Origin of the sequence: Massilia violaceinigra (genome assembly GCF_002752675.1) — a bacterium.
GTDB lineage: Bacteria > Pseudomonadota > Gammaproteobacteria > Burkholderiales > Burkholderiaceae_D > Telluria_A > Telluria_A violaceinigra.
In genome coordinates, this window is record NZ_CP024608.1 from 307,156 (window position 1) to 324,519 (window position 17,364).

Here is a 17,364-nt window from a genome sequence, read left to right on the forward strand (position 1 = left end):
ATGTGGCCGGCCCGGCTCAGCGGCAAGCAGCGCCAGGGCCAGCTGTGGGAGCAGACGGCACTGGCGTATCTGCAGCGCCAGGGCTTGCGCCTGGTGGAAGCGAACTACCGCTGCCGGGGCGGCGAAATCGACCTGATCGTGCGCGACGGCGAGGCGCTGGTGTTCGTCGAAGTGCGCCAGCGCGCCAGCAGCAGTCACGGCGGCGCGGCCGCCAGCATCACGCCCGCCAAAGTGCGGCGCATGGTGTGCGCCGCCCAGACCTATCTGCTGCGCTTTGCGCACCTGCCGCCATGCCGCTTCGACGTGGTGGCCATCGACGGCGAACAGCTCGACTGGCTGCGCGACGCCATCCAGTTGTAAGCAATTTTAATCGTACTTGGCCGGGTTCCCGGGCTGCTGCACTATAATCCCCCACTATGAATACTCAACGCATCCTCGCTCACTTCCACGAAAGCGCCGAACTCAAGATTCAGGCGGCTTCTGCCCTGGCCCAACCTATCTCGCAGGCGATCGAACTGATGTTCTTCGCCTTGTCGAATGGAAACAAGATTCTTGCCTGCGGCAATGGCGGGTCGGCCGCCGACTGCCAGCACTTCGCGGCCGAGCTGGTGGGCCGCTTCGAGCGCGAGCGCTTTCCGCTGCCGGCGCTGGCGCTGACCACCGATACCTCGATCATGACGGCGGTGGGCAACGATTACAGCTACCGCGAGATTTTCTCGAAGCAGGTGCAAGCCTTCGGCCAGGCCGGCGACGTGCTGCTGGCCATTTCCACCTCGGGCAACTCGGCCAACGTGATTGCCGCGGTCGAAGCGGCGCTGGAGCGCGAAATGCGCATCGTGGCGCTGACCGGCAAGGATGGCGGCGCGCTCGGCAAGATGCTGACCGATGCCGACGTGCATATCTGCGTGCCGCACGCGCGCACCGCGCGCATCCAGGAAGTCCATCTGGTGACCATACACTGCATTTGCGACGGCATCGATGTCGCCCTGTTCGGAGGAGATGTGAATGAATGATTCCAGTCTGCGCATGATGCGCCCGCTCGCGAAAGCGGCCGTCTGCGTCGCCTTGCTGGGCAGCCTGCAAGGCTGCGTCGGCCTGTTCGTGGGCGGCGCCGTTGCCGGCGCCGTGGCCACGGCCGACCGCCGCACGCTCGGCGCCCAGGCCGACGACAAGGCGATTGCGCTCAAGGCCGAGATGCGCTTGCCGAAAATCACCGGCGAAGATGTGCACATCAATGTCAACAGCTTCAACCGCAAGGTACTGCTGACCGGCGAAGTGCGCGACGAAGCGATGAAGGCGGCGGTCGAGCGCGAAGTGAACAACGTCGATGGCGTGATGATGGTGATTAACGAACTCGAAGTCGGTTCGCCCGCCACCTACACCTCGCGTTCGAGCGACGCGCTGATCACCACCAAGGTCAAGGCCAGCCTGGTGGACATGAAGACCATTTCGGCAACCTCGTTCAAGGTCATCACCGAGCGCGGTACCGTGTTCCTGATGGGCCGCGTGACCCAGCGCGAAGGCCAGATCGGCGCCGATGTGGCGCGCGGCGTTTCCGGCGTGAAAAAAGTGGTCAAAGTGCTGGAATACATCAGCGAAGACGAGCGCAACGCGATCTCGCCGCGCTCCTCGTCGGTCCAGTTGTAGTTCGTTGTAAGTACTTGCACCCGCCGGGGCGCCCAGCCCTGCGCGGGCCGTCATGCGGGCAGCGTTTCGACAGCGCGGCTATAATGACTTTCCGTTCTACTCCAGCTCACCGTCATGTCCACCCAGACCCCGTCCCGTTCTTCCTGGCTCAAACCGGCGCTCATCGGCGCGGCCGTGCTGGCCATTGCCGTCGCCGGCTACGCCTCGCTGGCGCGCAGTACCCCGGCGCCGGACGTGACCTTCATCGACATCAAGGGTAACAAGATCAGCTCGCAAAACTTGCGCGGCAAGGTGTTCATGGTCAATTTCTGGGCCACCTCGTGCGCCACCTGCGTCAAGGAAATGCCGCAGATGGTCGAGACTTACAACAAGTTCAAGGGCGAGGGCATGGAGTTCATCGCCGTGGCGATGAAGTACGACCCGCCCAACTACGTGCTCAGTTACGCCGAAACGCGCCAGTTGCCGTTCACGGTGGCGCTCGACAGCGCCGGCGATATTGCCAAGGCATATGGGGACGTGACCCTGACGCCGACCACGTTCGTGATCGATAAAGAGGGCAAGATCATCAAGCGCTACGTGGGCGAACCCGATTTCCAGGCGCTGCATAAGCTGCTGCAAAAGACGATCGCGGGATAAGCCGCTGCGGAACGTTCAGTCGAGCAGGCGCAGGCCTCAAAACCCCGTCTGTACCGACAAATACGCGCCTCTCTGGCGTTTCGGATTGAACACCGTGATGTCCCCCAGCACCGCATACGCCGCCGTCACCGACACATGCTTGCTCGGGAACCAGGCGACGAACACGTCGTAATACGCCTTTTCATTGTCCGCGCCCAGGTTATGCGGCTTGCGGCGGTATTCCACGCCGGCCACCATCTGGCGGTCCACCATGTACGCGGCCGACACTTCCAGCATCGCCTTGTAGGAGTCGCCCTTGTCGCCGCCGAAACCCAGCAAACCCATCTGATTAGCCTTGGTCGCGCGCACGGTGGCGTTGAGCAGCAGGCTCTGCTGCAGCAGTATCTTGGTCGCGGCCACGTACACATCGGTGCCGCTGTCATCCTTGGCGCCCAGCTGCGTCACATTGGTCACGCCCAGCGCCCCCAGCCCGCCCACGCCCTTGTTGCGCTTGTGCAGCGCACCGACGGCGATCTGCGGCAGAAACACATCCTGCCCGTAGACGGCGTCGCCCGCCAGTTTCACCTTCACTCCCAGGATATCCTGCTTGATGCTGAGCCGGTCGAGCGGCGCCAGGCTGCCCTTGAAGTGCTGCCGCGCCAGCGACAATTCGACCCGGTCGGCCAGCCCGACGGCAATTCCGGCCGTGTCGAGCGTGTAATCCTGGGTGCGCACGCCGGTGTAGTGCGCGTTCGCGCCCCAGCTGTCGCGGCTGCCGTAGCCGGTGATCAGGGCCCACGGCGTCAGGCCGCCGCCGCCGGCCCCTTCGAGCTGGCTGACACCGCCCGTCGCGCTCAGCTTGCCCATGTCGGGCCGGCCCTGTCCGTACGCTCCACCCACTGCCAGATTTGCCACCAAGAACAAGCCACCCAAACGCGCCATCTGCATAGGTTTTCCTTGAATACGCTGAACAAAATGAGCCGTCTCTACAATACTGCGTACGCAAGCGGCGCCCGATTGGATTCAACTATTTTGCTGTATTTTGCAAATAAGTTTGTTGTATTCTGATATGCCTTTGCGATAACCTCACCCTGCCCTCCGCGCTACGCCGCGGCCACCCGAACCCACTTTCAAGGCGCGCTGTGTCCACCGACGTCAACCCGCTCGACCCCCAGCAACTGAGAATCTGGCTCCTGGCCGCCGGCAAACGCGATGGCGGCGCCTTCCGTTCTCTCTACGATGCAACTTCTCCGAAACTGTTTGGCTTCGCGCTGCGTATATTGCACAAGCGCGAGCTCGCTGAAGAGGTTTTACAAGAGAGCTATGTCGCGATCTGGAACAATGCCGCCAACTACCAGAGCCATCTTGCAGCGCCGATGACCTGGATGGCGACCATTGTCCGGAACAAGGCTTTCGACCACCTCCGGCGCAGCGACGTCTCGGTTGAAATCGATGCGGAACAGTTTGATAGTGAAGTCATGAATGCTCTACAGGATCCGCAAGCGACGCCGATCGAGGCCTTGCAAATGAGTGGCGATGCGAAAGCGCTGGCGTGGTGCATGTCCGCGCTGGAAGGGATGCATCGCCAGGTCGTTGCGCTGGCCTATTACCACGACCTGTCGCACAGCGAAGTGGCCGAGCAGATGAAACTACCAGTCGGAACCGTGAAAACCTGGATCAGGCGCAGTCTTGAAAAACTGCGCACCTGCCTCGCGAAACGGGAGCAAACATGAACATCCGACATAACATCGTCCTGCGCCAGAAACTGGCGGCGGAATACGTGCTGGGCACGCTCAGGGGCGGCGCGCGGCGCCGTTTCGAGGGCTGGCTGCACCAGGATGCGGACCTGCGCAACATCACCGCGCAGTGGCAGCAGCGCCTGGCGCCCATGGCCGAATTCGCCGGCGACGTGCAACCGCCGAAAAGCGTGTGGAGCGGCATCGAACGGCGCCTGAAGCTCAAGCCGAGCGCAGCTGCCGGCTGGCGCTTCTGGCTCAATGAAAACCTGGCGTTCTGGCGCAGCCTGGGCATGGTCTCGACCGCGATGGCGGCCTTGCTGCTGGTGGTGGTGCTGACCAATCGTCCGGTCGATGCGCCGGTGATTTCCTACGTGGCCACGCTGAGCGACGACAAGGCGCAAACCGCCATGGTGCTCACCGCCGACCGCAAGCACCGCGCGCTCGATGCGCGGGTGGTGGGCGGCGACCTGGTTGCGGCGGACAAGAGCCTGCATCTGTGGGCGGTGCCCAAGTCGGGCAAGCCGCGCTCGCTGGGCGTGCTGGCCGACAACCGGGGCAAGTTCGCCTTGCCGGATAACGCGATCAGCGATGATGTCGCGGTGCTGGCGGTGACGCTGGAGCCGAAAGGCGGCTCGCCGGACCCGAACGGGCCGACCGGACCGATTGTGTATAAAGGTCATTGGGTGAGGTTGTAAGCGCGGAGAAATCCCGCTATTTTCCTGGCCGTCGTTTTTGCCGGTGGCAGAAACGACGGCGCGTGCTTTAACGCGATGCTAATCGGCGGGTCCGGCTCACTTCGTCACAATCTCCTTCTGCATCGGCGCCAGCCTGGCCACCAGCTTGTTCTGCACCGCCGGCGCGATGCCGTTCTTGTCCATCGCTGCCTGCAAGTCCTCGGCCAGTGCATTGAACTGCGCATTGGTGATGTTCAGGCCGTCATGGATCTCCTTCATGTCCTTGCCCTTGTACTTGCACGGGCCGCCGGCAAGTTCGCAGAACTGCTCTTCCAGCCGCATCGACAAATTCTTCAGGTCGGTATCCCTGAACGATTCCTTGATGCGCGCATCGGCCATGATCATCGGTACGAAAGTGTCCACGATCTTCTTGATCCCGCTCTGGCCGCCCAGCCCCTGGTACGTCGTGTCGTCGGTGGCCGGGCGGTGCGCGCAGCCGCTGGCCAGCGCCAGCGTGCCAATGCAAAAAAGCCGAGTCAGCGTTTTCATTCTCGAATCCGGTCGTGGTGAAAGACTATCAAACTTAGCAATGAATCGCATTCATCGCAACCGGTGTGCCGCAAAACCACACGCTCAGCCGGCGCCGGACGCCAGCGCCCGGTCCACCGCGGCGCTGAAGGCGTCGATGTCGATCGGTTTGGTCAGATAGGCAAAAAAACCGGCGGCGATGCTGCGCTGGACGTCGCGCTCCATCGCATTCGCACTCAGTGCGATCACGGGAATGTGCGCCGTGCGCGGGTCGGCGCGCAACTGGCGCTGCGCCTCGTGTCCATCCATGCCGGGCAGGTTGATGTCCATCAGGATGACCTGCGGCAGGTAGCTCTGCGCCAGGGCGATGCCGAGTTCGGCACTGGGTGCGGAAATGAGCGCCAGGTCGGGCCGGAAGCCGACGATTTCTTCCACCAGCAGGAGGTTGGCGGGATTGTCTTCCACGTACAGCAGGGTCGCCACCTTCGGATCGCTTGACGGCGCCGCCGGCGGCACGCGCGGCGCGGCCACGGCCGGGCTCTGGCCGAGCCCGGTGTTGATGCTCAGGTCGAGCTCGATCCAGAACACGCTGCCGATGCCGGCCGTGCTCGACACGCCCATGGTGCCGCCCATCAGCTCGACCAGGCGCTTGGTCACCACCAGCCCGATGCCGGTGCCTTCTTCGCTGCCGCCTTCCTGGCCGAGCCGGTTGAACGGCTGGAACAGGGCGCTCAGCTGGTCGGGACGCAAGCCCTTGCCTGTATCCTGCACCGACATGCGCACCCGGGACGGGCCGATCAGGTTGGCATTGACCACCACCACCCCTTGCTCGCGGTTGTACTTGATGGCGTTCGACAGCAGGTTGAGCATGATCTGCTTGAGCCGCGTATGGTCGGCCACCACCACCAGCGCTTCCGGCTTCGGAAACACCATGCGGATGCCGCGCTGGGTGGCGCTGTCGCCGACCATCGCCTGCACTTCATCGAGCAGGCCGGAGAGAATCACCGCTTCGAGCGAGACGCTCAGGGTGCCCGATTCGATCTTGGCCAGGTCGAGGATTTCGTTAATCAAGGTCAGCAGGTGCTCGCCCGCCGTGAGGATGTTGCGCACGAAATTGCGCTTTTGCTGGGCGGTCGAGGGCAGCGACTCGTTGGCCAGCAATTGGGTGAAGCCGAGAATGGCGTTGAGCGGGGTGCGCAGTTCGTGCGACATGCTGGTCAGGAACAAGTCCTTGGCCTGGTTGGCGCGTTCGAGTTCGACCTTCTTGTCGTTCAGGGCGCGCTCGATGCGCTTGCGGTCGGTAATGTCGCGGATCGCCGACGACACCAGCACCCCCTCCTCGGTTTCCAGCGGCGACAGGCTGATCTCGACCGGAAACTCGGTGCCGTCGCGGCGCAAGCCGTACAGTTCCAGTCCAGCGCCCATCGAGCGCGGGCGCGGGCCGGCCGAAAAGCTGGTGCGGAAATGCGGATGCTGTTCGGCAAAACGCTGCGGGATCAGGATCTCGACCTTCTTGCCGAGCAACTCGGCGCGCGGATAGCCGAACAGTTTTTCGGTCTGGGAATTGACCAGCACGATTTCGCCATCGCGGTTGACGATCACGATCGCGTCCGGCGCCGATTCGAGCAGGCCGCGGAATTTCTGCTCGGCCTTCTTGCGCTCGCTGACATTGCGGATCGCGCTGATGACAAAGGCGCCGGCGTCGGTGCTGATCGGCGACAGGCTGATCTCGACCGGGAACGCGACCTGGTCCTTGCGCACGCCGTACAGCTCCAGCCCGGCGCCCATGGTACGGGTGCGCGACTGCTCGAAGTAGCGCGAGCGGTGGCCCACGTGGCCATGCTGGAAACGGGCCGGCAGCAGCACCTCGATCAGCTTGCCGTTCAGTTCCCCCGGCGCGTAACCGAACAGGCGTTCGGCCTGGGCATTGGCCAGCACGATGGTGCCGGTCGGGTTGGCCATGATGATGCTGTCCGGGGTCGATTCGAGCAGGTCGCGAAACTTCGCTTCGATCAGCAGGGCGTCGCGCGCCGCCTTGGCCTGCGTCATGTCGCGCTGGCTCGACAGGATGTAGGCGACCTTGCCGTGCTCGTCGTGGATGGCCTTGTCGGAGGCGTCGACGTAGATCAGTGCGCCATCCTTGCGGCGCCGCAGCGTTTCGTAGTCGAACACACCGCACTCCGCGATCTGGTGCTCCGCTTCGCCATTGAGCTCCGTCGTGCCGGGCAGCGCGATCAGCTCGCGCAGATCGCGCCCCAGCGCTTCGTCGCTGGTGTAGCCGAAGATGCGTTCGGCGCCGTTGGTCCAGCGCAGCACGGTGTGGCCCGGCGTGATGACAATCACCCCGCCAGGGGCCTCGGTGAGTATGAGCTGATCGAAGTCGATGGGCATCCGGGGTTCTCTGGCTGGTGGACAGTGGTACCGGAAGGGGGTCGACCCGCCGCCCCCGGCGTCAGGCCATGATGCACTTTTTCAGGTAATTGTCAAACGGAAGTTGCTAGATTTAAAACTTCCAGTTCGCAATGACGTAAAACCATGCCGCCCTTACTTCGGATACAAAATCATCTGGGTGCAGCGGAACAGGGCGATGGTCTTGCCGTTGGCTTCATTGGTGACCACCACATCCCACACCTGGGTGGTTTTGCCGAGGTGGGCCGCCTTGGCCACGCAGGCAATCGCCCCGTCGCGCGCGGTGCCCAGGTGGTTCGACTTGATTTCAATGGTGGTGAAGCTGTTCGCCCCTTGCGGCAGGTTGGCCACGCAGGCGTAGCCGGCGGCGGTATCGGCCAGGGTGATGACGGTGCCGGCATGCAGAAAACCGTTGGGCGCGAGCAAGTGCGGCTTCACTTCCAGGCGCGCCGCCACTTCGCCGCCGCCGACCCGGGTGATTTCCACGCCCAAGTAACCGGGAAGCGTGCCGGCGCCGAAACTGTTCATCGATTCAGGGGTAAACTGCTGCTGCGTGCTCATGGCGTTTCCGTTCATGATTGAAATAAGCACGATTGTACGTTTTTCTTCCCCGCCCGGTTACCAGAGGTCCGATCTTGAAAAAACTTGTTTTAACGCTGCGGTATCTGCCCGTGCTGCTGCCCGTGCTGCTGAACATGCCGCTGCCCGCCTCGGCGCAGAACGCCACCCCGGTGCGCCTGGTCGACGCGGCGCGCGCCCAGATCGGCGTGACCACCCAATACAACGGACGCTACGAGCGCATCGCCTATCCCGGCGGCGACGTGCCGCTCGAGCGCGGCGTGTGCACCGACGTGGTGATCCGCGCCTACCGCAAGGTTGGCGTGGACTTGCAGGAACTGGTGCACAAGGACATGAAGAAAGCTTGGGATGCCTATCCGCACCTGTGGCAACTCAAGCGCCCCGATCCGAATATCGACCATCGCCGCGTGCCCAACCTGGCCACCTATTTCAAGCGCCACGGCAAGGCCATGACGCCCTCGCGCGATGGCGCCGCCTACCAGGCGGGCGACATCGTCACCTGGATGCTGCCGGGTAACCTGCCGCACATCGGCATCGTGGCCGGCCAGCGCAGCGGCGCCGGGGTGCCGCTGGTGATCCACAACATCGGCAACGGCACCCAGATCGAGGATCGCCTGTTCGCCTATCCTCTCACCGGGCACTACCGCTGGAACCCGGACGCCAAGCCGGCGCTCAGCGCAGCCCGGTGACCGATCCTTCCTTCGGATAGTCGATCCGGTACTCGACCTGGAACTTGGCGGTCGCGCCCGGCGCGAGCGTCTTTTTCCAGGCGACCACACCGCGCCGCTGTTCCCAGGTGTCGGTGAACGGTTTCGGATCGAACACTGCCTCGACCTTGACTTCCTCGGCCGTGCTGACGGGCGAGGAATCGAACACCAGCAGCTCGACCGGTGTCTTGTGGCGGTTGACCAGGGTGAACACATCGGCGCGCACGCTGGTGGCGCGGCCGCCGAACATGCCCTTGCTGCCGGTCTTGCCGGCGACCGGATCGAGCGAGACCTTGACCAGGTCGTCGCGCCCGAACGAGAACAGGGCGCGCTCCCCCTCCTGCAGATTCCACTGGGTGGCGCCGATATAACCGCCATCGCGGAACAGCTGCATGCTGCCGGCCGGCCACACGCCTTCCGGACGGGCCGCTTCGGCCATGACGATGGCAAATTTTTCCAGGCGCGGCGTCACGCGCAGATGCTGGGTGACCGGCAGCGCCAGGGTCGACAGCACGACCGAGGTGGCGCGTCCGTCGGCGGCCAGGTTGACCCGGCCCGGCACCTCGAATTCGGTGGAGAACACGCCCTGCATCTCGGCGACCTCGTCATCGTCGCGCTTGACGGCGTTGGCGGTGATCTGCACCTTTTCCCTCCTGTCCATTGCCATCATCGGCGCTGGCGCCGGCGCATAGGCCCGCATGCTCTCGGGCGCTTGCGGCGGACGGTAGCCCAGCAGCCACGGCTGCGGCTCGCGCCCCGTGGGCGACAGGCGCGGCTGGCTGGTCGAGAGGGTCAGCTTGACGTTGCTCCAGTCTTCCCCGGTGGTTTGCGAGATCGTGGCGAGCCGTTCCAGGTCGACCCGGGAAGCGGCCGAGTCGAGGCTGGCGCGGTAGCCCGGCTTCCAGCCGGCATTGTCGCGCTGGTAGCTGACCGTGAGGGTGCCGGCCTTGGCCGCGGACAGGCGCACCACCAGGCTACGCACATCCTTGTTCTCCGACTGCAAACCCGCCAGGTCGCGCTCCATGGCCTCGATTTTCTTGTCGAGCTCACGCTGCTGCACGGCCAGCTTCTGGATCTTGATCAGCGCCTCGCTGGCGCCGCGTCCCAGCGTATCGATCACGCCGGCCAGCGCCTTGCCATTGTCCGGCCCCTGGGCCTTGGCGCCCTCGGGGGCGCCGCCGTTGTAGCGTTCCAGGTAGCCCTTGACGATCGCGGCCGACTTGGCTTCGGCTTCGAGCATGGCGCGCTGGTCCTTGAGGCGCTCGATGCTGCCTTGCAGCTGGGCCCCGGCCGGGTTGACCGCTTCGCTGCCGGCGTTGACGCGCGAGACCACGTCGGCCACGCGGATACCGGAAGCGGCTTGCACGCGCACGGTTTCCACGTTGAAATTAGCGGGCAAGCCGTCGATGACGACTTCGGTGGCGCCGGCGGCGACCTGGGCGGTGCGCACCACGGTGGCGCTGCCGGGATACAGGGTGACGGCCGTGACCGGCGCGTTGGTGGCCATGCAGGCGGGACTCAGCAAGGCGAGGGCGGCAAGGATGGGGTAACGCATGGTGTGCCTTTCAAACAGGGATAAGGAAGACGGTTGGAACATGAAACGGATGGCGGCGGCAAACAGGGTTAAACCGCCCCGTGAACGTGTGCGAGTATCATATTTACAACATGATAGCTCAGCGAAACGTACGACTTGCAACGCGTGCACGCCTCGGTTAGGCTGTCGACGACATTTTCATCAAGAAATAATAATTGCAGCTAACCCACAAAACGATCAAGCGCTGGGCGATCCGTTGGCCGGTGCTGCATTCACTCCCCTATAACAAGGACGTTTCATGACTGCCGTTTTTCGCCTCACCTCTCTCGTCGCTGCCGCCGTCCTGGCCGTGCAACTGTCCGGCTGCGTGCAGTTCAGCATGGCCGTGCCGGCGGCTACGCGGGGCAATACGGTCAAACTGTACAATGCCAATTTTGACAAGGTCGCCGTCGGCAGCTTCACCTTCGACGCCAGCAAGGATCCCGCCCTCGACAAGAGCCACAGCGTCCGCCTCGGCGTGCTGTCCGCGCCAGGGGGCTCGTTCGCGCAATACCTGGGCAACACGCTCAAAGCCGACCTGCTGGCGGCCAGCCTGCTCGACGCCAACGCCCCGACGGTCATCACCGGCACCCTGACGCTGAACCGCGTGGATGCACCGGTCGGTGCCGGCAAGGGCGTGCTGGCCGCGCGCTTTGTTGTCACCCGGGCCGGCGCGGTGCGTTACGACCACGAACTCAAGGTCGAGTCGAGCTGGAATTCGCCGATCGCGGCTGCGACCGCAGTCCCGCAGGCCACGCGTGAATATGAACGGCTGTACAGCGACCTGGTCGGCGAGCTGCTGGATGACGACAAATTCCGTGCGGCCATCTCAAAGTAGCGTGTCACAGCGCCGTAAGAAGTCGTCGAAACGCCTGCGTCCGCAGGCGTTTGCGCATTCAGGCAGCGACGTGTTCGTGCGCGGCCAGCGCCCTTTCCCAGTACGGTGGCGTGCCCACATGGTCGCGCAGGTAAGCGATGAACAGTTGCGCCTTGACCGGATGCGAGCGCCCCGGCAAGCGCACAGCGTGGATGCCGTCGGTCACCCTTTCCTCCCCCTGGCTCGCGGGACCGAACAGCGGCACCAGCTGGCCGGCGACCAGCGCCTCGCTGGCCAGCCAGCTCGGCAGATGGGCGACGCCGGCGCCGCCGATGGCCGCGTCCAGCATAAAGTCGACATCGTCGCTGCGCAGGGAGCCGCTGACCGGCAAGGGTTTGTTGCGGTTGACGCCATCGAAGCTCCACCAGCAAGCCAGCGCGCTGCGGCTGACGTAGCTCATGCAATTGTGATCGAGCAAGTCCAGCGGGGTGGCCGGCGTGCCACGGCGCGCCAGGTAGGTCGGGCTGGCACAGGCAATGCGGCGGCGCGGCGCCAGGTACGTCGCCAGCAGGTCGCTGTCGGGCAGGGGGGCGAGGCGGATCGCCACATCGACGCGCTGGGCCGACAGGTCGACCACATCGTCGTTCAGTTGCAGTTCCAGTTCCATCAGCGGATAGCGGTGCAGGAACTCGCCCACGGCCGGGGCGATATGGCGCCGCCCGAAGGCGCGCGGCGCGGTGACGGTGAGCACGCCGCGCGGCTCGGGATCGACCGCGGTGACGGCCGCCTTCGCTTCAGCCAGCTCGGCCACCAGATGGCGCGCGCGCGGCAGGAAGCGCTCGCCGGCATCGGTCAGCAGCACCAGGCGCGAACTGCGCACGAACAGCCGGGCGCCGACTTCCTCTTCCAGCCAGTCGATCCGGCGCGACACCGACGAGACCGCCAGCTGCAAAGTCTTGGCGGCGCGCGACAGATTGCCGGTGTCGACCACGGTCAGGAAACAGTGCAGGGCGTCGAACATGGGCAGGGCTCCGGTGGGTTTGCGTGCAACGCAAAGATAGTTTGCACATTGCCATATTGTTCCGCGTTGTGCAACGCTGCATACTGCTGCTTAGTATTTTCCCATCACCCTGACCCGAAAGACGCCATGACCACATTCTTCCGCACCCCGCGCACCCTGCTCCTGGCAGCCGCCCTGGGCGTTGCCGCCTTCGCCGCCAGCCCTGTCCACGCCGCCGCGCCAATGGCCAAGGTATCGGCGCCCGGCTACTTCCGCATGATGCTGGGCGACTTCGAAGTGACCGCGCTGTCCGACGGCACCACCGAGCTGCCGGTCAACAAACTGCTCAAGACCGCACCGGCCAAGGTCGACAAGGCGCTGGCGAAAGTGTTCCTGGCCAGCCCGGTGGAAACCTCGTTCAACGCTTACCTGATTAATACCGGCAGCAAGCTGGTGCTGGTCGACAGCGGCGCGGGCGGCCTGTTCGGTCCCAATCTGGGCAAGCTGGTGGCGAACCTGAAGGCGTCGGGCTACCAGCCGGAGCAGGTCGATGAAATCTACATCACCCACTTGCATCCGGACCACGTGGGCGGCATCGCGAAAGACGGCGCGGCAGCGTTCGCCAATGCCGTGGTGCGGGCCGATAAGCGCGATGCCGATTTCTGGCTGAGCCAAGCCAACATGGAGAAAGCGCCGGCCGATGCCAAGGGCTTCTTCCAGGGCGCGGTCGCCTCGCTCAAGCCCTACATCGACGCCAAGCGCTTCCAGCCGTTCGAGGGCGATGCGGAACTGGTGCCGGGCGTGAAATCGACTTCCACCTACGGCCACACGGCCGGCCACACCAGTTATGTGGTGGAGAGCCGCGGCCAGAAGCTGGTCCTGGTCGGCGACCTGATCCACGTGGGCGCGGTGCAGTTCGATGATCCGACAGTCACGATTGCCTTCGATTCCGACGAGAAAGCCGCGCTGGCGCAGCGCCTGAAAACTTTCAGCGCCGCCGCCAAGGACGGCACCTGGGTGGGCGCATCGCACCTGCAGTTCCCGGGCATCGGCCACGTGCGCAGCGCCGGTAAATCGTATCAGTGGGTGCCGGTCAATTACACGCAGGTGCGCTGAGAAAGGAGCGCGGCGTGGGCGGGCCGGGGCTGACCACGCATGAAAAGGCACGACGCGCTTCTAAAAAATCAGCCGGCACTGCCGGCTTTTTTCACAAGTTCAAATTCGTGCGCAAGCAAATACAGGCCGCTACACGCCCATTGTCCCGGCCCCTCTTCCCACCAGTTGGTGACGCTGGCTTTGTCTTCCTCCGGGAAATCCTCGATGGGGTACTCGCTGTTCAACATCGCCAGCGTATGCGGCAACTCATCGGCGGGAAGCATATCGAGAAGGCCCTGATAGATTTCAAGGACGCGTACAATATCGCCAATCGCCACCTCGTTACCGTGCCGGTCTTTCATTGTGTTCTTTCCGCAGCCAGGGCGGCCACAAAGTTGTTGATCGTCGTTGCCGCTTGGCCGGGAACGCTTTGCAGCAGCAGATGCGGCCCCCGCAGCGCCACCAGGCGCCAGTCCCGGCATAGCGATGCCAGCAGACGCGCGGCGGCGGCTGGAACGATCCAGTCGCGCGTCGCTTGCAGGTACAGCACCGGAACGTCGATGGAGCGCACGCGCGCGGTGTAATCGACCGCCATCACTTCCTTCAAACGCAGGCGCAGGCGCGCTGGCGGCACCTGGTCGAGCGCCGCGCGCAGAGCCCGGCGCAACGCAAGGGGAGCACCGAATCCGAGCAGGAAGGGGGCGATCAGGGGAGTGAGCGTGGACGACATGGGCAGCACGCTGACCAGTATTCTCAACGGTGTCAGGAGCGGGCGCGGATTGCGCGCAAAGGTGCAGCACAGCACCAGCCCGATCAGTCCCGGAGGCTGAGAAGCAGCCAGCGCAACGGCGACCGGCCCGGAAAAAGACTCGCCGATCAGCACGAAAGGACGGTCAAGCGGTAATTGCGCGCGCGCATGCTCGGTCAGTCCGGCATAACCGAGCGCCAGCGCGGGAGGATAGGAAATGACAATAGCGTCGACTTGGTCCCCGAGCGCGGCAATGAAGCCTGCGAACAGGTCGCCGCTTCCGTCCATTCCAGGAAGCAGGACCAACGTCACCATGGCGGCATTGGCGACCTGATCAGGATTAATGAATCGCTCCGGCACAGGGTACACACGGCTCACCGTTTGCAAACCGGTCTGTTTCACCTCATCGATGAGGGAGGTCTTGCCGGATCCGTTGGGCCCACCGAACACGATGACGTGCCGGCCGTCCTGTTGAAGCAATTTAATGCTGTCGTCGTCCATGGAAGAAAACACGGCAACGCCGCGTCGGTAGGGAACGTTTTCGGCCTACAAAGGCCGAATTTGCTTTGCTACAAAACTGGCAACATCAAACGAGGTAGCTTGGGAAACGTCGCGCTTGACGCCGCTGTTCGCTCTGCGTTTAACTTCTACCAAACTCTCACGCATATTACCAGTGAGGGCCTTGTCCCATTCCTCGGCAGTCGCACCCAACATTGGCGTCTTACCGCTCAGCACCGTCACGCTTTTAAATCGACTCTTCAGCACAGTCATGATCGCTCTCCCGGCCTCAATTACAACATGTAGTTCAATTATAGGCTTCAACTTCAACAAAAAGTTGTAATGAACCTCGGCCGGGAAGGATGTGACACCTGGACAATCACTTCTGAGCTCTTTGCTCAACTAGAGATTGCGCAATAAAAAAGGGAGTGTGGCGAAGCAGGACACACTGGTCCGGCAAGTCGGCGCTCAGTGACTGTCGCGCAATGCGCGCCAGTCCGCAGCACGGACAAGCCGGATCCCAGCGGGAAAGCGCAAGCCAGTTCAATGAAAGATGGCGCCAGGAAGACGTGCAACCAGCACCAACGAACGACAGGAAATGCGCGCGCGCATGGTCGACCAGTCGGGTACTCAAGCACCACCGTGGGGATACGAGACGACGACGGCCGCAACCTTGCCAGAGCGCGGCAACGAAGCCGCCGAACTGGTCACCGCTTCCGGCAATGAACGGAAGCAGCAACAACCGTCAGCACTGACTTACGCGCTGATCGCCACGCCCGCGTTATGGGCCTGCTCGTCCGCATGGTACGAGCTGCGCACCATCGCGCCGACGGCCGCGTGCACGAAGCCCATCTTGTAGGCTTCTTCCTCGAACATCTTGAACACGTCCGGGTGCACATAGCGGCGCACCGGCAAGTGGTCCCCCGACGGCGACAGGTACTGGCCGATGGTCAGCATGTCGACGTTGTGGCTGCGCAGGTCGCGCATCACTTGCAGGATTTCCTCGTCGGTTTCGCCCAGGCCGACCATGATGCCGGACTTGGTCACCGCGTTCGGATACAGCGCCTTGAAGTCGCGCAGCAGTTCCAGCGAGTGCGTGTAGTCGGAACCGGGACGGGCTTCCTTGTACAGGCGCGGCACGGTTTCGAGGTTGTGGTTCATCACGTCCGGCAAGCCGTCGGCGAAGATCGCCAGCGCCTTGGCCAAGCGGCCGCGGAAGTCGGGCACCAGCACTTCGATGCGGGTATTCGGCGAGAGCGCGCGCGTTTGCTTGATGCACTCGACAAAGTGACCGGCGCCGCCGTCGCGCAGGTCGTCGCGGTCGACCGAGGTGATCACCACGTACGACAGGCGCAGTTCGGCGATGGTCTTGGACAGATTGTGCGGCTCGTTCACGTCGAGCGGGTCGGGACGGCCGTGGCCGACGTCGCAGAACGGGCAGCGGCGCGTGCACTTGTCGCCCATGATCATGAAGGTCGCCGTGCCCTTGCCGAAGCATTCGCCGATGTTCGGGCAGCTCGCTTCTTCGCACACGGTCACCAGGTTGTTGGCGCGCAGGATGTCCTTGATTTCGTAGAAACGCGACGACGCCGAAGCGGCCTTGACGCGGATCCAGTCCGGCTTTTTCAGGCGCTCGACTTGTCCGATCGGCACGATCTTGATCGGAATGCGCGAGGTCTTGCTGGCGCCTTTTTGCTTGTCGCTGGCGTTGTAGACTGGGGCGATGCTGGTATCGGTGTCAGAAGTCATTTGGCTGCTTGCCCATGGGGCTCGGTGGTGTTGTTCGATGCGTTGTTATGCGATTCGTTGTGCGGTGCGCCGCCCGATCCGAGCTGCTGCACCAGTTCGCGCGCCAGGGCTTGCTGCACGTCGGCCAGCACGGCCTCGGCGCCCATGCTGCGCATGTCCACCGTTTCCAGGCCCGCATAGCCGCACGGGTTGATCCAGGAAAACGGCGCCAAGTCCATCGCCACATTGAGCGACACGCCATGGTAGGTGCAGCCGTTGCCGCGCACCTTGAGGCCGAGCGCGGCGATCTTGGCGCCCTTGCGCGGCCCGCCGGCGATATAAATGCCGGGCGCGCCGGCGATGCGCTCGCCAGCCAGATTATACGCCCCCAGCACATTGATGATCGCCTGCTCGATTTTTTCGACGAATTGTCGAGCGTACAACTTGCCGCCCGGCTTGTTGCGGCGCAGGTCCATCAGCAGGTAGATCACCACCTGGCCGGGGCCGTGGAACGTCACTTCGCCGCCGCGGTCGGTCTGCACCACGGGCACGCCGTGGGCCGGGGTGCCGGCGCCGGCCAGCAGGTGGGCGCGGTCGGCGCCCAGGCCCAGCGTGAACACGGGCGGATGCTCGACGATCCACAGTTCGTCGGTGGTGTCGGGGTCGCGCGCGTCGGTAAAGGCGCGCATGGAGGCAAACACCGGCTCGTAGTCGGCACGGCCGAGGTCGCGGATGATCGCCTGCGCAGGGCGGATGGGGAGCATGGATCGTTGATCGGGGATAAAGGGAGCCCTGCCATTATAAGCGAAGGCTCACCTGGATGCTGGTCACAGGCCGCATAAGCATAGTTGACATTCGTTACCTATGCAGCATTCGCTCATCTGGTATCGATGTCTGGAACAATGCTTCTTTTACCGCGTCATGTCGTACCGGCCCGAATGAGACAGGGCCGCCCAGTCTTGGAGGAAGCGCTTGGTGTAGCTCGATTGCCGGGGCAGAGTCGTCCG

20 protein-coding genes are annotated in these 17,364 nt (G+C 63.7%); 9 read left to right on the plus strand and 11 right to left on the minus strand.

Translation table 11 applies throughout. The annotated features are described in order from the left end of the window. The 4 genes from CR152_RS01390 (at position 1) to CR152_RS01405 (ending at position 2,283) form a co-directional block, all read left to right on the plus strand. Positions 1-360 carry a YraN family protein gene (locus CR152_RS01390; RefSeq protein WP_099873121.1) on the plus strand — a complete coding sequence of 120 codons (360 nt, stop codon included), beginning with the start codon at positions 1-3 and terminating at the stop codon, positions 358-360. Positions 361-416: 56 nt separating this feature from the next. After that, positions 417-1,013 carry a phosphoheptose isomerase gene (locus CR152_RS01395; RefSeq protein WP_054265336.1) on the plus strand — a complete coding sequence of 199 codons (597 nt, stop codon included), beginning with the start codon at positions 417-419 and terminating at the stop codon, positions 1,011-1,013. Next, positions 1,006-1,647: a BON domain-containing protein gene (locus tag CR152_RS01400; protein WP_099873123.1), complete on the plus strand. Its 642-nt coding sequence runs from the start codon at positions 1,006-1,008 to the stop codon at positions 1,645-1,647. The genes CR152_RS01395 and CR152_RS01400 overlap by 8 nt, the downstream gene beginning before the upstream one ends. Before the next feature lie 114 nt (positions 1,648-1,761). Next, the gene (locus CR152_RS01405) at positions 1,762-2,283 is read left to right on the plus strand and encodes a TlpA family protein disulfide reductase (RefSeq protein WP_099873125.1); all 522 of its coding nucleotides are present in this window, start codon (positions 1,762-1,764) and stop codon (positions 2,281-2,283) included. Between the two features lie 36 nt (positions 2,284-2,319). Here CR152_RS01405 and CR152_RS01410 read toward each other — a convergent pair whose 3' ends face one another. Next, on the minus strand, positions 2,320-3,204 hold the full coding sequence (locus tag CR152_RS01410) for a DUF3034 family protein (protein WP_370663843.1): 885 nt from the start codon (positions 3,202-3,204) through the stop codon (positions 2,320-2,322). Between the two features lie 200 nt (positions 3,205-3,404). On the opposite strand from CR152_RS01410, the gene CR152_RS01415 reads away from it, so the two are divergent. After that, positions 3,405-3,995, plus strand: a complete 591-nt coding sequence (locus tag CR152_RS01415) for a sigma-70 family RNA polymerase sigma factor (protein WP_099873129.1) — start codon at positions 3,405-3,407, stop codon at positions 3,993-3,995. Next, positions 3,992-4,696, plus strand: a complete 705-nt coding sequence (locus CR152_RS01420; protein WP_099873131.1) for an anti-sigma factor — start codon at positions 3,992-3,994, stop codon at positions 4,694-4,696. Before CR152_RS01415 ends, CR152_RS01420 begins: the two co-directional genes overlap by 4 nt. Positions 4,697-4,792: 96 nt before the next feature. Here the strand turns inward: CR152_RS01420 and CR152_RS01425 are convergent, their stop codons facing one another. The 3 genes from CR152_RS01425 to CR152_RS01435 all read right to left on the minus strand — a co-directional run bounded on the left by CR152_RS01425 (position 4,793) and on the right by CR152_RS01435 (position 8,173). Further along, complete coding sequence (locus CR152_RS01425; RefSeq protein ID WP_099873133.1) at positions 4,793-5,224, minus strand: group I truncated hemoglobin; 432 nt, start codon at positions 5,222-5,224, stop codon at positions 4,793-4,795. 84 nt (positions 5,225-5,308) lie between these two features. Then, the gene (locus CR152_RS01430; RefSeq protein ID WP_099873135.1) at positions 5,309-7,594 is read right to left on the minus strand and encodes a PAS domain S-box protein; all 2,286 of its coding nucleotides are present in this window, start codon (positions 7,592-7,594) and stop codon (positions 5,309-5,311) included. A gap of 153 nt (positions 7,595-7,747) precedes the next feature. Then, positions 7,748-8,173 (minus strand): PaaI family thioesterase, encoded by a 426-nt coding sequence (locus tag CR152_RS01435; RefSeq protein WP_099873137.1) that lies wholly within the window; start codon positions 8,171-8,173, stop codon positions 7,748-7,750. 74 nt (positions 8,174-8,247) lie between these two features. On the opposite strand from CR152_RS01435, the gene CR152_RS01440 reads away from it, so the two are divergent. Continuing rightward, on the plus strand, positions 8,248-8,880 hold the full coding sequence (locus tag CR152_RS01440) for a DUF1287 domain-containing protein (protein ID WP_208640051.1): 633 nt from the start codon (positions 8,248-8,250) through the stop codon (positions 8,878-8,880). On the opposite strand, the gene CR152_RS01445 is transcribed toward CR152_RS01440, so the two are convergent. Next, positions 8,864-10,453, minus strand: a complete 1,590-nt coding sequence (locus tag CR152_RS01445) for a mucoidy inhibitor MuiA family protein (protein WP_157778277.1) — start codon at positions 10,451-10,453, stop codon at positions 8,864-8,866. The two genes, CR152_RS01440 and CR152_RS01445, sit on opposite strands and share 17 nt — an antisense overlap. 277 nt (positions 10,454-10,730) lie before the next feature. Here CR152_RS01445 and CR152_RS01450 point away from each other — a divergent pair, with 277 nt between their 5' ends. After that, the gene (locus CR152_RS01450) at positions 10,731-11,309 is read left to right on the plus strand and encodes a hypothetical protein (RefSeq protein ID WP_099873140.1); all 579 of its coding nucleotides are present in this window, start codon (positions 10,731-10,733) and stop codon (positions 11,307-11,309) included. Between the two features lie 58 nt (positions 11,310-11,367). Here the strand turns inward: CR152_RS01450 and CR152_RS01455 are convergent, their stop codons facing one another. Beyond that, complete coding sequence (locus CR152_RS01455; protein WP_099873142.1) at positions 11,368-12,309, minus strand: LysR family transcriptional regulator; 942 nt, start codon at positions 12,307-12,309, stop codon at positions 11,368-11,370. A gap of 126 nt (positions 12,310-12,435) precedes the next feature. Here CR152_RS01455 and CR152_RS01460 point away from each other — a divergent pair, with 126 nt between their 5' ends. After that, positions 12,436-13,404 carry an MBL fold metallo-hydrolase gene (locus CR152_RS01460; RefSeq protein ID WP_099873144.1) on the plus strand — a complete coding sequence of 323 codons (969 nt, stop codon included), beginning with the start codon at positions 12,436-12,438 and terminating at the stop codon, positions 13,402-13,404. A 68-nt stretch (positions 13,405-13,472) separates the two neighbouring features. Here CR152_RS01460 and CR152_RS01465 read toward each other — a convergent pair whose 3' ends face one another. The 5 genes from CR152_RS01465 to lipB form a co-directional block, all read right to left on the minus strand. Further along, positions 13,473-13,745 (minus strand): hypothetical protein, encoded by a 273-nt coding sequence (locus CR152_RS01465; RefSeq protein WP_099873145.1) that lies wholly within the window; start codon positions 13,743-13,745, stop codon positions 13,473-13,475. After that, positions 13,742-14,644: an alpha/beta fold hydrolase gene (locus tag CR152_RS01470; protein ID WP_157778278.1), complete on the minus strand. Its 903-nt coding sequence runs from the start codon at positions 14,642-14,644 to the stop codon at positions 13,742-13,744. Before CR152_RS01470 ends, CR152_RS01465 begins: the two co-directional genes overlap by 4 nt. Before the next feature lie 33 nt (positions 14,645-14,677). After that, positions 14,678-14,902: a hypothetical protein gene (locus CR152_RS01475; RefSeq protein WP_099873148.1), complete on the minus strand. Its 225-nt coding sequence runs from the start codon at positions 14,900-14,902 to the stop codon at positions 14,678-14,680. A gap of 483 nt (positions 14,903-15,385) precedes the next feature. Next, positions 15,386-16,378, minus strand: coding sequence for a lipoyl synthase (gene lipA, locus CR152_RS01480; RefSeq protein ID WP_099873150.1), 993 nt, complete (start codon positions 16,376-16,378; stop codon positions 15,386-15,388). Further along, on the minus strand, positions 16,375-17,121 hold the full coding sequence (gene lipB / locus CR152_RS01485; RefSeq protein WP_099873152.1) for a lipoyl(octanoyl) transferase LipB: 747 nt from the start codon (positions 17,119-17,121) through the stop codon (positions 16,375-16,377). The genes lipA and lipB overlap by 4 nt, the downstream gene beginning before the upstream one ends. Positions 17,122-17,364: the final 243 nt, after the last annotated feature.

Coding starts and splice junctions, on each gene's coding strand:
- CR152_RS01390 (WP_099873121.1), top strand. CDS start 1: ATGTGGCCGGCCCGGCTCAGCGGCAAGCAGCGCCAGGGCCAGCTGTGG.
- CR152_RS01395 (WP_054265336.1), top strand. CDS start 417: ATGAATACTCAACGCATCCTCGCTCACTTCCACGAAAGCGCCGAACTC.
- CR152_RS01400 (WP_099873123.1), top strand. CDS start 1,006: ATGAATGATTCCAGTCTGCGCATGATGCGCCCGCTCGCGAAAGCGGCC.
- CR152_RS01405 (WP_099873125.1), top strand. CDS start 1,762: ATGTCCACCCAGACCCCGTCCCGTTCTTCCTGGCTCAAACCGGCGCTC.
- CR152_RS01410 (WP_370663843.1), bottom strand. CDS start 3,204: ATGGCGCGTTTGGGTGGCTTGTTCTTGGTGGCAAATCTGGCAGTGGGT.
- CR152_RS01420 (WP_099873131.1), top strand. CDS start 3,992: ATGAACATCCGACATAACATCGTCCTGCGCCAGAAACTGGCGGCGGAA.
- CR152_RS01425 (WP_099873133.1), bottom strand. CDS start 5,224: ATGAAAACGCTGACTCGGCTTTTTTGCATTGGCACGCTGGCGCTGGCC.
- CR152_RS01430 (WP_099873135.1), bottom strand. CDS start 7,594: ATGCCCATCGACTTCGATCAGCTCATACTCACCGAGGCCCCTGGCGGG.
- CR152_RS01435 (WP_099873137.1), bottom strand. CDS start 8,173: ATGAGCACGCAGCAGCAGTTTACCCCTGAATCGATGAACAGTTTCGGC.
- CR152_RS01445 (WP_157778277.1), bottom strand. CDS start 10,453: ATGCGTTACCCCATCCTTGCCGCCCTCGCCTTGCTGAGTCCCGCCTGC.
- CR152_RS01450 (WP_099873140.1), top strand. CDS start 10,731: ATGACTGCCGTTTTTCGCCTCACCTCTCTCGTCGCTGCCGCCGTCCTG.
- CR152_RS01455 (WP_099873142.1), bottom strand. CDS start 12,309: ATGTTCGACGCCCTGCACTGTTTCCTGACCGTGGTCGACACCGGCAAT.
- CR152_RS01460 (WP_099873144.1), top strand. CDS start 12,436: ATGACCACATTCTTCCGCACCCCGCGCACCCTGCTCCTGGCAGCCGCC.
- CR152_RS01465 (WP_099873145.1), bottom strand. CDS start 13,745: ATGAAAGACCGGCACGGTAACGAGGTGGCGATTGGCGATATTGTACGC.
- CR152_RS01475 (WP_099873148.1), bottom strand. CDS start 14,902: ATGACTGTGCTGAAGAGTCGATTTAAAAGCGTGACGGTGCTGAGCGGT.
- lipA (WP_099873150.1), bottom strand. CDS start 16,378: ATGACTTCTGACACCGATACCAGCATCGCCCCAGTCTACAACGCCAGC.
- lipB (WP_099873152.1), bottom strand. CDS start 17,121: ATGCTCCCCATCCGCCCTGCGCAGGCGATCATCCGCGACCTCGGCCGT.